The sequence below is a fragment of the Amycolatopsis sp. N2S4-7 genome (genome assembly GCF_058119595.1).
The window spans coordinates 4,686,421-4,700,315 of the sequence record NZ_CP172299.1 but is presented as its reverse complement, the minus strand read 5'-3'; the positions used below and the strand labels follow the sequence as shown (position 1 = coordinate 4,700,315).

Sequence of the window (13,895 nt, the reverse complement as noted above, 5' to 3'; positions counted from 1 at the left end):
TTCCGCTGGTGGATCGATTTGACAGGGTGATCTCGGGTTCGTCGGGGGCCTGGCCGGGTGAGGGCTGCTCTTGTACGAGGGGGATCACGTGAGTGTGTTCGGTGCGCCTTGGCGCGCGCTTTTCCTGGCTGCCGTCGTCGGCGCCGCCGGTCTGCCGGTGCTGGCGGCACCGGCCGCGTCGGCCGCGGTTTCGGTGCCTGACCAGGCGCAGGACGAGGCGACGGCGTCGGCGTGGGCGCGGGCGGCCGGCAAGCAGATCTTGGTCACGTCGAAGACCACCGAGACGTCCCAGACCGTGGCGAACCCGGACGGTTCGTGGACGCTGACCGAGTACGCGCACCCCGTGCGGGTCAAACAGGGTCCTGAGTGGACAGCGATCGACACGACGCTCGTGCGCAACGCCGACGGGTCGGTGACGCCGAAGGCGACGGTGCTGGACCTCGCGCTGAACGCGGGTGGCACCGGCTCCGCGGCCAAGCCCATCGTGCAGGCCGGCGAGGCGGGCAACGAGGTCGGTCTCAAGTGGACGAACGACCTTCCGGAACCCTCCCTGTCCGGGGACACCGCGACCTACGCCGAGGTGCTTCCGGGCGTCGATCTCACGGTCCGCGCGCTGCCCGAGGGCTACGCCGAGAACCTCGTCATCAAGTCCCGGGATGCCGCGCGGAACCCCCGGTTGCGCGACATCGCGTTCGGCCTCCACACCAAGAACACCACCGTGTCCGCCGCACCGGGCGCGGGACGCGCCACGCCGACGTCCGGCGCCCGGCCCTCGGACGGCCTGGAGGTCAAGGACGCCACCGGAGCCGTCGTCTTCACCGGCGACGCGTCGCGCATGTGGGACTCCTCCGGCGCGGGCTCCGAAGCCGAGCGGCAGCTGGGTGAAGGCGGTGGCCGCCGCGAGGCGGTCATGGGCGTGCAGGTCTCCCCGGAGGCGGTCGCGATCTCGCCCGACCAGGCCTTCCTCGCCGACCCGGCGACGCGGTACCCGGTGACCCTCGACCCGGACACCTGGTGCACCACCTGCGGGATGCAGGCGCACGCGGTCGTGCAGTCCGGGTTCTCCGACGCGCACAACTACAACGTGTCCGACGGCGCCCTGTCCGATCTCAAGGCGGGCTACGAAAACGACGACAACGCGGGCACTTCGCGGTCCTACCTGCAGATGAACACCGCGCAGATCGCCGGGGCCGTCGTGCATTCGGCCAGCCTGAACACCACGGTCACGCACACCTACAACTGCTCGAACGCGGCGGACACCGACCTGTGGCTGACCGGACCGTTCGGCGGGGACATCACGTGGGGCCACCAGCCGGGCTGGAGCTACTACATGTCTTCGGTGAACGTGGCCAACTGCGGCAACGCGCCGAACGTGACCGGGCAGTTCGACGCGACCCACGCCGCGAAGGACGCGGCGGCGGGCCGCTGGCCGAACGTGTCCCTCGCGCTGGTGGAGGACGGGCAGGGCGGCGGCGTGGCCACCTGGCGGCGGTTCGCGCTGAACCCCTACCTGCAGGTGAACTACGACTCGGCGCCGAACCCGCCGACGGCGCTGTCCATGCAGAGCGGGCAGCTGCCGTGCACGAGCGGTCCGAACCGGCCGTGGGTGTACACGAAGAACCCGCAGCTGGCGGCGAAGGTGTCCGATCCGGACGGTGGCACGCTGTACGCGAAGTTCTCGGTGGCGTACGGCGCGCTGGGACACAACGTGTACGCGCACGACAACGGCGGGAACATGGTCGCGGTGGGCACGCCGGGCCAGAACCAGCAGGCGACCGCCCAGTTGGCGGCGGTGCCGGCGGGGTGGATCAACGAGGACGGGACCTACAACTGGTCGGTGCAGGCGACCGACAACGAACTGTGGTCGAACACGGTCGGCGGCTGCGAGTTCACCGTCGACAGCAAGGTCCCCGCGCAGCCGGTGGTGGCGATGCCGTCGTGGACGCACCCGGCGGTGCAGGGAGACCCGGTCGAGTTCAGCATCTGGACCGGGATGGCCACCGAAAACTTCTACGACATCGACCACTTCATCTACACGACCGACGGATCCGAGCCGCAGGTCCAGGGTTCGCCGAGCGTTCCGGCGACGCAGTCGACGGACGGCGACGGGAAGATGGTCGCGGTCGGCGGGATCAAGGCGACCGCGCTCAACGGGAACCAGAACTTCATCAAGGTGAAGTCGGTCAACAAGGCCGGCACGGCGAGCCCGGACGCGCTGTGCGTGGTGCTCCCGGATTCCAACCCGGCCCTGGACCCGGCTTCGTGCTCGTACCACGTGGAGCCGATCACCCCGGGAAAGAACCTCGCGGCCGCGTGGAGTGCCGACGAGCCCTCGGGCACGACGCTGGCGGACACCGCGGCCGACACGCCGGGCAACGCGGGCGTGGCCGCGCACCCGATGACGACCGTCGGCGGGGTGACTTCGGGTCCGGGCTACGACCACGGGAACAGCTGGACGCACCCGGACACCAACGGCTACAGCGAAGGCACGAAGGGCGCGATCAGCCTCGACGGCACGACCGGCTACGCGAAGACCGCGGACCGGGTGCTCGACACGTCGAAGGCGTTTTCCGTGGCGGCGTGGGTGAAAGTGGTCGACACGGTGAAGTCGCAGGCGGTCATCGTGCAGGACGGTGCGCAGACGGGGACGTTCTCTCTGCAGTACAGCCAGGTGAGCAAGACCTGGGCGGTGCGGTTCACGAACGCCGACCAGGCGACCACGACGGATGTGCGGGCGGCGGCGAGCGGCCCGGCGCAGGCGGGCGTGTGGACACATCTCGCCGTGACGTACGACCCGCCGACCCAGGTCGCCACGCTGTACGTGGACGGCGTGAAGCAGAGCACCGTGGTGACGCCGGTGTGGTCGGCGTCGGGTCCGTTGGTGCTCGGTTCGGGGAAGGTGAACGGGGGCCGCTCGGACTTCCTGCACGGCCAGATCGACGACGCGCAGGCGTGGCAGCGGACGTTGTCGGCGGCGGAGGTGCGAGACCTCGCGAACACCGCGGCACCGGTGGCGAACTACAGCTTCGCCGAAGGCTGTGCTCCGGAGCTGACGGCGGGGACGTCGCGGGTGACGTCGTTGCAGGCGGCGTGGATGCTGGGCGAGAAGACCGGTGCGACCGCGAAGGACGCGACCGGTAACGCGAACGCGATCACGTGGGCGGGCGGGTACACCTGGGTCGACGGCCGCAGCGGCGGCGGGGTGCAGCTGGACGGCACCGGATCCGGCTCGACCGCCGCTTCGGTGGTGGACACGACGCAGTCGTTCACGGTGTCGGCGTGGGTGAAGGCCGATGACCTGAACAGGGATTACACGGTCCTGTCCCAGAACGGCGCCAACACACCGGGTTTCGTCTTGCGCTATGCGAAGGACAGCAACCACTGGGCGTTCGGGATGAACCCGTCGGACACCGCCGGAGCCGCCACCCGGTGGGCAACCGGAACCTCCGCTCCGCAGGCTGGTGCGTGGACCATGGTGACCGGCACGTTCGATCGCGGCGCGCTGCGGATCAGCCTGTCGGTGAACGGGAAACAGGAGGCGAGCACGGGCGTGCCGGCAGTGTGGGACGCGGCGGGCGCGTTCGTCCTGGGCGGCGAACCCGGGGCGAAGAACCTCTTCAAGGGCGTGCTGGACCAAGCCCGGGTCTGGGGCAAGGCGCTGAGCGCCGACCAGGTCGCGGCCATGGCCGGTGCCCGGTACTACGACACGGTCACGCAGGGCAGCGCCACCGCGACCGGCGGCGTCTCGCTGGCCACGGAACCGGACGGCAGCGGCAATCCCGCCGGCTGCGCGGCGAAGTTCGACAGTTCGTGGACCGGCCACATCGACGCGGCGAAGCCGGCTGACCTGCGCACGGACAAGTCGTTCACGGTCGAGGGCTGGGTACGCCACGACTGGACGGCCGCGGACGTCTCGGCGCGCGGCGCGGTCGACAACGTCGCACGCACCCTCATCAGCATGGACGACGGCCAGGCGTCGCCGTTCATCGTGGGGTACCAGCCGTGGACGGACTCCGGCGGCGCGGTGCACGGCCGGTGGTCGTTCCTGCTGCCGAGCGCGACCGTGGACGGGAACGGCACGTCGATCGAGTTCAGCGACTCCGACGTCGTGAACAACACGTGGACGCACCTGGCGGCGACCTACGACTTGAGCACCGGGACGATGGCGCTCTACGTCAACGGCGTCCGCCAGGCGGGTGTCCTCTACACGCCGACGGGTAACGCGTCCGGGCTCACGGCTCGCGCGGCGACGGGTGGCCTTCTGGTCGGCGAAGCGGTGTGGACGAAGGTGCACACCAACTACTTCTACGGCGGTGTCGCCGGGATCCGGGTCTACTCCGGGGTCCGCAGCGACACCGGCATCGTCATCGACAAGAGGGTCGACGACCCTGGCGCCCTCTTCGGTGTCCGCCACTGAATCCCGTACCGGCTTCCGCACACAGGGGTAGGTTCACATGATCGTCAGACGTGCGCGTTTCCGCCTGCGGGCGACCGCGGCCGGCGTCGTCCTGGTGCTGCTCGGCTCGGCGCAGTCGGCCGGTGCCGCGACCGGCACGGGCTGGCACGGCCTGGGGTGGGATCTCCCGCCCTTGCAGCAGACAGCCTCGGTGAAGGGCGCGGACGGCGGCTTCCTGCCGGTGGCCCAGCCGAAGGCGATGGCACCCGCGGCCGTCGCGCAGGTCACCTGGCCCGCCGCCGCGAGCGCCGACGTCGACCTGTCCGCGCCGGGCGGCACCGGCCAGGTCGCCGTGGCGCGAGGCCGGCAGAAGCAGGCACCGGCCGCGGCCGCGAAGGGCACGGTGAAGGTCACCACGCTCGACCAGGCGGCCGCGGCCAAGGCGGGGATCAAGGGCGTCCTCATGCAGGTGGCACCGGTGTCCGGTGACACCGGCGGGCCGCTGCGGATCGATCTCGACTACCGGAGCTTCGGCGCCGCGTACGGTGGTGGCTTCGGCGACCGGCTCCACCTGGTCCAGTACCCGTCGTGCCTGCTGACCACCCCGGAGAGACCCGAGTGTCGCGTCGGAACGCCGGTGGCATCGGACAACAACAGCCGCACGCAGCACGTGGCCGGCGAAGTAGCGATGCCCGCCACCACGGTTCAGGCCGGCACCGCCGACGCGAACACCGTCACGGCGAAGTCGGCGGTCGTCGCGGCGGAGGCGGGCACGGCAGGGGGCGGCGGCGACTTCACCGCGACCGCCCTCAAGCCCGCCGGGTCGTGGACCGCGGGCGGTTCCGCGGCCGACTTCCGGTTCTCGTACCCGATCGCGACGCCCTCGACACCCGCGGGCTCCGGCCCGACGGTCGGCTTGGACTACTCGTCCAGCTCGGTCGACGGGCTCACCTCGGCGACGAACAACCAGGCTTCGGGCGTCGGGGACGGCTGGGACCTGTCCGGCGGAGGGTTCATCGAACGCTCGTACCGGGGCTGTTCGCAGGACCTGGGCGGGAACAACAACCAGACGAAGACCGGTGATCTGTGCTGGTTCAACGACAACGCGACGATCTCGTTCTCCGGTGCGAACGGTGACCTGATCCTGGACAAGGCGACCGGCGCCTGGCACCCGAAGGACGACGACGGGACGCGGGTCGAGCGGTTCACGAACACGGTGAACGGGGACAAGTTCAACGAGTACTGGAAGGTCACGACTCCGGACGGGACGCAGTACTTCTTCGGCCTCAACCGTCTCCCCGGCTGGGGGAGCGGCAAGGCGGAAACGCAGTCGACCTGGACGGTTCCGGTGTTCGGGAACAACACCGGCGAACCGTGCAACGCCACGACGTACGCGGCGTCCTGGTGCCAGCGCGCGTGGCGCTGGAACCTCGACTACGTCGTGGATCCGCACGGGAACGCGGTTTCCTACTACTACCAGCCCGAAACGAACTACTACGGGCTCAACCGCAACGCCTCGACCGCGAACAACCCGGGCACGGTCTACACCCGCGGCGGCTACCTCACGAAGATCGAATACGGCTTCAACACCAACGTCGCCGACGTCTTCAGCCACGCTCCGGTGCAGGTGCTCTTCGACACGGCTGAGCGGTGCGTGCCCAGCGGCACCGTCACGTGCGACCCCGGGCAGCTGAACCCCGGCACGGCGAAGTCGTGGCCGGACGTGCCCTCCGAGCAGATCTGCGCGCCGGGCGCGGTGTGCGTCTACGGCTCGCCGACCTTCTTCTCGCGCAAGCGGTACACCAAGATCCGGACCCAGGTCACCGACGGTGGCTCGGGCTGGAAGCCGGTCAACGACTGGGCGCTCGGTCAGTCGTTCCCGGCGACCGGTGACGGCAGCCCGGCGGCGCTGTGGCTGGACTCGATCACCCAGACCGGCCGGGTCGCGAGCCCGTCGACCGTCGGCAACGCGATCACGCTGAACCCGACGACGTTCCACGGGATCGTGAAGGCGAACCGCGTCAACGCCAACAGCCAGTACACGGCCATCACGCGGTACCGCATCGACGCGATCACCAATCCGCAGGGCGGGGTCACCACGATCACCTACGCGGACCCGGAATGCGTGTCCGGGGTCAAGATGCCGGCCAGTCCGGAGTCCAACACGCTCTCGTGCTACCCGATCTACTGGACGCCGGGCGGGGCCACCGACCCGATCCTGGACTGGTTCAACAAGTTCCGCGTCACCGACGTGCTCGAGGACGGCCGGACCGCGCTGTCCCAGGTGAAACGCACGCACTACGACTACCTCGGCGGAGCGGCGTGGCACCACGACGACAACCCGCTGACCGACCCGAAGTACCGGACCTGGTCGGACTGGCGCGGCTACGGTGACGTGAAGACGACGGCCGGGCAGGCGGGCAGCGACCCCGCCGGACCGCCGGTGGTCACCGAGTCGATCTTCCTGCGGGGCATGGAAGGCGTGCCCGTCACCAGCGCCGAATGGAAGGAGTCGGTGACCGACCGGAAGGAACTGACCGGGTTCAACCGGGAGACCATCGCCTATCTGGACGGCAAGGCGATCGGCGGGGTGCTCAACGACCCCTGGGTGTCGGGCGCGACCGGCACCGACGCGGACGGCCGGACCTCGGCCCACGTCGACACCGAGACCAGCCGGACCCGGACCTGGCTGAACGCGGCCGGCACCTGGCGGGTCGCGCGCAAGCACACGACGTTCGGCGACTACGGCCTGCCCACGGAGGTCCAGGACGAGCCGGACACCGCGGACGCCGGGCAGACGACCTGCGCCATCACGCACTACCTGGCGAACACGACCGACTGGTTGCTCACCTCGTCGAGCCAGGTGCAGAAGGTGTCCGGGCCGTGTGACGACCAGGCCAACCCGCCGGGCCCGGGCAACATCATCGCCGACACCCGGTCGTACTACGACGACCAGAACTTCGGGGTGGCGCCCACGAAGGGCAACGTGACCCGGGTCGACGGGCTCAAGTCGTGGCCGGCGGGCGGTGCGGAAACCCTCCAGGCGCCCGCTTCGACTGCGGTGTTCGACGTCTACGGCCGCCCCAAGAGCAGCACGGACGTGCTCGGCCTGACCACCACGACGACCTACACGCCGGCGAACGGCCCGGTCACCAAGGTCGCCACGACGGGACCGCCGATCGGCGCGGCCAATGCGACGCGGCTGACCACGACCAAGGAATTCGACCCGGTCTCGGGCGTGCTGGTCGGTGAGACGAACGGAAGCGGGCTTCGCTCCGACGCGACGTACGACGCTCTCGGGCGGCTGCTGGCGGAGTGGAAACCCGGCCACAGCAAGGCGGCCAACGGACCTGCCGACGTGACCTACGGCTACACGGTCAGCAACACCGGACCCAGCACGATCGCGACCGGCATGCTGCTCGCGAACGGGAAGTACGCGACGTCGTACAGCATCGTGGACGGGATGGGGAGGGCCGTGCAGACCCAGGCGCCGTCACCGGACGACGGTGGCGGGCGGGTGGTCACCGACACGATCCACGACTCCCAGGGCCGTGCCTGGAAGGCGCACAACACCTACTGGAACAGTGCCGCGCCGGGCTCGACGCTGCTGGTGGTGCAGGACAACGCGGTCCCGAACACGCACGCCACGACCTACGACAGCGCCGGACGGCCCGTCGCGCAGGCGTACCTCGCCAAGGGCACGGAACAGTGGCGCACCACGATGGTCCCGGACGGCGACCGCACCACGACGATCCCGCCGGTGGGCGGGACCGCCACGACCACGATCACCAACGGCCTCGGCCAGACGACCCGGCTGCTGCAGTACAAGGATCCGGCGAAGACGTCACCCGGCTCGCCCGCCGACACCACGACGTACACCTACACGCGCAGCGGCAAGCAGGCGACCATCACCGACACCACCGGCAAGAACGTGTGGACGTTCGCCTACGACCTGAACGACCGCAAGATCTCGTCGACCGATCCGGACACCGGGACGACGACGTTCACCTACGACGACGCGGGCAGGCTGGCCAGCACGACCGACGCCCGGCACCGGGTGATCAGCTACGCCTACGACAACCTCGGCCGGAAGACCGCGGAGTTCGACGGCGACGTCACGTCGGGCACGAAGCTGGCCGAGTGGACCTACGACACCTTGGTGCCGGGGCTGTCGACCGCGTCGATTCGCTACGCGGGCGGCAAGACCTACAAGAAGGAGGTCTCCGGCTACGACACCGCCGGACGCGCGACCGGCAGCACACTGACGATCCCGGCGGAGGAGACCGGGCTGGCGGGGACGTACCGGTTCGGGATCACCTACGACCCGAACTCCGGGGCCGTGCGCACCACGACGAGCCCGGCGATGGGCCGGCTGCCCGACGAGGAGATGTCGTTCGGCTACTCCCCGCTGGGCAGCCCGCTGACCATGCTGGCGACCGACTCGAGCGGTGGCGCGACGCAACTGGTGTCGCTCACGAAGTACAACCCGTTCGGGCAGGTGCTGCGGACCAACCTCCAGGACCCGGCGAACCCCAACCAGGTGTCCGTCACGAACACCTACGAGGACGGCACGAACCGGCTGGCCACCACGCAGGCCCAGCGGTCGACGTCGTCGAACTACTGGATCGCCAACCGCGTCTACACCTACAACCAGTCGGGCGGCATCACGAAGATCGCCGACACCCCGGCCGGCGCGACCGCGGACACCCAGTGCTTCCAGCAGGACTACCTCCAGCGCCTCACCCAGGCCTGGACGCCGTCCTCGGGTGACTGCACCACCGCGCCCACGACGGCGGGGGTGGGCGGTGCGGCGCCGTACTGGACGTCCTGGACGTTCGACGACATCGGCAACCGGAAGACGCAGGCCCAGCACACGGCGGCCGGGGACGTCACCACGACGTCGACCTATCCCGCGTCGGGTGACCTGCAGCCGCACGCGGTCCAGGCGATGACCACGTCCGGACCGGCGGGAACGACGCAGTCCGGGTTCGCCTACAACGAAAGCGGGAGCACGAAGAGCCGGGGCCCGGACGGCGCGGCCCAGACGTTCACCTACGACGCCGAAGGACGCGTCGCGACGGCGACCGAACCCAACGGAACGAGCAGCACCTACCTCTACGACGCCGACGGCGCGCTGCTGATCGCGCGCGAACCGACGGGCACGACGCTCATGGCCGGGGACACCGAGCTGACCGTCCCCACCGGCGGGACGAAGGCGCTCGGCACCCGGTCCTACAGCTACAACGGGCAGGTGATCGCCACCCGCAAGGGTGACACCGGGCTAGCCTGGAAGCTGTCCGATCACCTGGGCACGACTTACGCCACGGTGGACGCGGGGAACCTGGCGGTGTCGAAGCGCTGGCAAGACCCGTACGGCCTCACCCGCGGCGCGCCGCCGTCCACCTGGCCGGACAAGCACGGCTACGTCGGCGGCTACCAGACGACGACGGGGCTCACCCACCTCGGTGCGCGCGACTACGACCCGGCGACCGGCCGCTTCCTGAGTGTCGACCCGGTGCTCAACCCGTCGGACCCGCAGTCGATGAACGGCTACGGCTACGGCGACGCGAACCCGGTCAACCTGTCCGACCCGTCGGGCCTGTACGTCGTCGGCGGTGAGGACCCGAACACCGGAGTGCCGTACGGCGTCAGCTACAACGACCACGGTGGCGCGACGCTCGTCGGGATCTTCCCGGAGAGCGAGCTGGCGGGCGCGGCCCTGCTCAACCCGGGCCAGGCGGCGAAGCAGCGTCAGTACTGGCAGCGCCAGCACGCCGCCGCGCGGCGCAAGAACTGGGTCGTCCACCACTCTCCGGTGGTCCGGGACTGGCACCCGATGCTCAACCTGTTCAAGCTCTACGCCACCACCCCGGGCACCGACTACTGGAACCCGGACCGCGGGGACGTGGGCGACGGAACCACGGGCAGCACGTGCTTCGGCAAGCTCGCCTGCAAGAAGGCCGCCGAGTACCTGGAGCAGCACCAGGACGACATCGACGGTGCGCGCACGATCGCGGCGATGTACTGCCTCGAACACGCCCAGGAATGCGCCGCGGACGAGAAGCAGACGAACAAGAACGCGGCCATCGCCATGATCATCGACAGCCTCACCGGTATCGCCGCCGGCATGGCCGCGGGGGAGGCGTTCGCGGCCGAGGAGGCCGGGTTGTTCGGCTGCAACAGCTTCGTCGCGACGACGCCGGTGCTCATGGCGGACGGCAAGAGCAAGCCGATCGACCAGGTGAAGGCCGGTGACCAGGTCAAGAACGCCGCCCCGGGCAGCGATCTGCGCCAGCGTCACGTGGTCACCGGGGTGCACGTCACCGACGACGACCGTGATTTCGTCGATGTCGGCGTCGTCGGCGCGGACGGCGCCGGGTCGATCACGACCACGGCTCACCACGCCTTCTGGAACACCACGACGGGCGGCTGGACACTGGCCGCCGACCTGAAACCCGGCGACCGGCTCAGCACCCCGGGCAACGGCCACGCGAGGGTGGTTTCGCTCGTGCGGCACACCGGCGCCGTGCGGACGTTCAACCTCACCGTCGACGGCGTGCACACGTACTTCGTGCTCGCCGGGGCCACGCCGGTGCTGGTCCACAACGCGCCGCCGAACTGCTTCGTCGCCGGCGGCCCGAGGATCCGGCCGGCGACGGACATCACCGTCGACGGTGAGGGGCTGGTGCACCCGCCGTCAGCGGACGACCTGGGGACGCTCAACGTGCGTGGCCTGTCGGTGTTCGACTCGGTGGAGAACCTCAAGGCTTCAGGTCTGACGGGTCAGGTACGGGCGCCGAACGCCGACCTGCCCGATGGGCTCGGCATGGTGGCCGACGGCGCCGACGTCGGCGGCCCCATGCCGAACGGTCACTCCACCATCTACCCGGCGACGAGCATGTCGTTCGAACAGTTCGACGCGCTGGTCAAGGGGATGAACTGGCAGAATATCGGCGTCAAGCTGAAGTGACGGACAGGAGATCGATGGCGATCGAGAAGTCGGACGACGAGCTGTGGGCGGCTGTCGTGGCAGCGCAGCGTGAGGTCGCCCGCGCTCGTGCCGACTTCCACCGGAACGCGGGAGCTCGCCGTGACGTGCTCGCGGCCGCGCTGCGCAGCCCGGGCTGGGATCGCCGGGCGGCCCTGGAGTTCCTCCCGGGCCTGGCGAACGACGTTCCGGCATTGCTCGACGAGCTGCTGGACTGTGCGCTGTCACCCGGCTGGGCACCTGCGGTGGGAGGCGCGATCAAGGCGAGGCACCCGGACGACGTCATGCCGGAGCTCCGGCGGCTGATCCGCGAGCGCCTCGAAACCGCCGACGCCTCCGATTACCGGCGGCTGGCGGAATTGCTCCGCTGGCTGGACGACGGACAAGGGCTGGACGAACTCGTCGCGCGCGCCGACGCGAGTGAGGACGGGGAGATCCGCGAAGTGGGCCAGGACTTCGAAGGCCGCTCAGCCGAAGCGTGAGTAGTCCTACCCCGCCCCTCGACCAGGCTCGGGGACCTACTCGAACACCCCGTAGCCCGGGACGGCGTGCGCCCGGACGCCGTCCATGTCGAGCTCCACGCCGATGCCGGGAGTGTCGGGAAGCGTGATGTAGCCGTCCTTGACGATCGAGCCGCTCCCGTCGGGTGCGTGGACGTAGCTGTCCCACACTTCTCGTTCCTCGAGCGCGTGCCATTCCTGGACGAAGAAGTTGGGGATCGCTCCGCACTGGTGTGACGTGGCCATCGTGCCCAGCGGCGTCGACACCAGGTGCGGGGCGAACGGGATGTAGTGCAGCTCCGCGAGGTTGGCGATCTTCTTGGCCTCGGCGAGGCCGCCGCACTTCGGGACGTCCGGCTCGATGACGTCCACGGCGCCGCGTTCGAGCAGCTCGCGGAAACCCCAGCGCAGGTACAGGTTCTCGCCCGCGCAGATCGGCGTGCGGGTCTGTTCGCGCACCCGCACCAGCGCGTCGACGTTCTCCGCCGGCAGCGGCTCCTCGAGCCACATCAGGCGGAACGGCTCGAGCTCCCACGCGATCCGGCACGCGCTCGGCACGTCGTAGCGGGCGTGCAGGTCGATGGCCAGATCGACGTCCGGTCCGATCGCTTCCCGGACGGCGGCCACGCGCTCGACCATCGAGCGCAGCTCGGCGGCGTTGACCGTGTGGTTGAAGGCGTCGAACTTGGCCGGGTGGCGCAGGTCGTCGATGTCGAACTTGATGGCGGTGAAGCCTTCGGCGACCATCCGCTGGGCCCGGTCGACGCACCCGGCGACCGAGCCCGCCGGGTCGTCGCCGTCGCCGCAGTCGGCGTAGAGGCGGATCCGGTCGCGGAACTTCCCGCCGAGCAGCCGGTGGACCGGCTGGCCCGCGGCCTTGCCCGCGAGGTCCCACAGCGCGATCTCGATCCCGGACAGGGCGATCACGAACACCCCGCTCTGCGCGCCGGCGAAGACCTTGCTGCGGCGCAGTTTCTCCCAGCACCGCTCGACGTTGCGCGGGTCCTCGCCGATGAGGAGGGGGGTCAAGGAGCTGATCATTCCGACGACGGCGCCCGCGCCGGCGTCGGGATTGGCTTCGCCGAACCCGCTGAGGCCCTCGTCGGTGTCGATCCGCACCAGCGTGGCCTGACCGTGGTAGGCCACCACGGCCGTCGTGACGTTCACGATCCGCATTGCTCTCCTGCCGCAGGGTAGTGCCGAAGAACGGGACTGTCGCGATGTCTTACTTGTCCTATAAGCTGATGACATGCAAAGGAGACAAGAGTCTCCGGACGCTGTCAAGGTCCGGACCCTTCCGGTGCAGGTGGCGGCCCACCTGACCCGGCGCATCGTCCGCGGCGAAATCGAGGACGGCCGGGCCCCGTCGGAGCTCGAGATCTCCCAGGAGTTCGGGGTGTCCCGCGTGGTGGCGCGGGAGACGCTCAAGATCCTCGCCTCGCTCGACATCGTCGACGTCGCGCAGGGCCGCCGCGTCGTCGTGCGCCCCCGCGCGGAGTGGGACTACCTGAGCCCGTTGCTGATCGAGTGGCTGCCGACGGAGATCGTCGACGAGCTGCTGCAGGAACTGCACCAGATGCGCGCACTGCTCGAGCCCGAACTCGCCGCGATGGCCGCGGCCAGCATCACCGACGAGACGCTGGAGCGGCTCCGGACGGAGATCGACCGCATGGCGGCGCTCGAGGCGGACCCCGACGCCTACCTCGAGGTCGACCACGAGTTCCACATGGAGATCTGCCGGGCGGCCGACAACCGCATCCTCGACCGGATCATGTACTCCGCCCGCTGGCTCGGCTCGGCCAGCCGGCGCGTCACCAACGAGGCGCCGGCCGGGCTGCACCGCGCCACCGCCCAGCACACGGAAATCTACGAGGCGCTCGTGGCGCGCGACCCGGCAGCGGCCCGCGCGGCGATGCGCAAGCACCTGAGCAACAACTACTCCACGCTCGTCGCGGAGAAGAAGCAGCGAAGCAAGCGGGCCGCCCGGCGGCGTTAGGCGCACTGCACGACC

5 protein-coding genes are annotated in these 13,895 nt (G+C 69.9%); 4 read left to right on the top strand and 1 reads right to left on the bottom strand.

What is annotated here, in order from left to right:
- The first annotated feature begins 88 nt into the window (after positions 1-88).
- The 3 genes from ACH54P_RS21905 to ACH54P_RS21895 are packed head-to-tail and all read left to right on the top strand — an operon-like array spanning position 89 to position 11,866.
- Positions 89-4,417, top strand: coding sequence for a LamG-like jellyroll fold domain-containing protein (locus ACH54P_RS21905; RefSeq protein ID WP_489915574.1), 4,329 nt, complete (start codon positions 89-91; stop codon positions 4,415-4,417).
- 37 nt (positions 4,418-4,454) lie between these two features.
- Complete coding sequence (locus ACH54P_RS21900; RefSeq protein WP_489915572.1) at positions 4,455-11,366, top strand: RHS repeat-associated core domain-containing protein; 6,912 nt, start codon at positions 4,455-4,457, stop codon at positions 11,364-11,366.
- A gap of 14 nt (positions 11,367-11,380) precedes the next feature.
- Positions 11,381-11,866, top strand: coding sequence for a hypothetical protein (locus tag ACH54P_RS21895; RefSeq protein WP_489915570.1), 486 nt, complete (start codon positions 11,381-11,383; stop codon positions 11,864-11,866).
- Positions 11,867-11,902: 36 nt separating this feature from the next.
- Here the strand turns inward: ACH54P_RS21895 and ACH54P_RS21890 are convergent, their stop codons facing one another.
- A complete protein-coding gene (locus ACH54P_RS21890; RefSeq protein WP_489915568.1) occupies positions 11,903-13,060 on the bottom strand; it encodes a mandelate racemase/muconate lactonizing enzyme family protein in 1,158 nt (385 codons plus the stop codon).
- 73 nt (positions 13,061-13,133) lie between these two features.
- Between ACH54P_RS21890 and ACH54P_RS21885 the strand changes: the two genes are divergently transcribed.
- Positions 13,134-13,880, top strand: a complete 747-nt coding sequence (locus tag ACH54P_RS21885; protein WP_489915566.1) for a FadR/GntR family transcriptional regulator — start codon at positions 13,134-13,136, stop codon at positions 13,878-13,880.
- Positions 13,881-13,895: the final 15 nt, after the last annotated feature.

Bases quoted from the DNA above. Each gene is read 5' to 3' on its own strand.
- ACH54P_RS21900 (WP_489915572.1), top strand. From the start codon at position 4,455: ATGATCGTCAGACGTGCGCGTTTCCGCCTGCGGGCGACCGCGGCCGGC.
- ACH54P_RS21895 (WP_489915570.1), top strand. From the start codon at position 11,381: ATGGCGATCGAGAAGTCGGACGACGAGCTGTGGGCGGCTGTCGTGGCA.
- ACH54P_RS21890 (WP_489915568.1), bottom strand. From the start codon at position 13,060: ATGCGGATCGTGAACGTCACGACGGCCGTGGTGGCCTACCACGGTCAG.
- ACH54P_RS21885 (WP_489915566.1), top strand. From the start codon at position 13,134: ATGCAAAGGAGACAAGAGTCTCCGGACGCTGTCAAGGTCCGGACCCTT.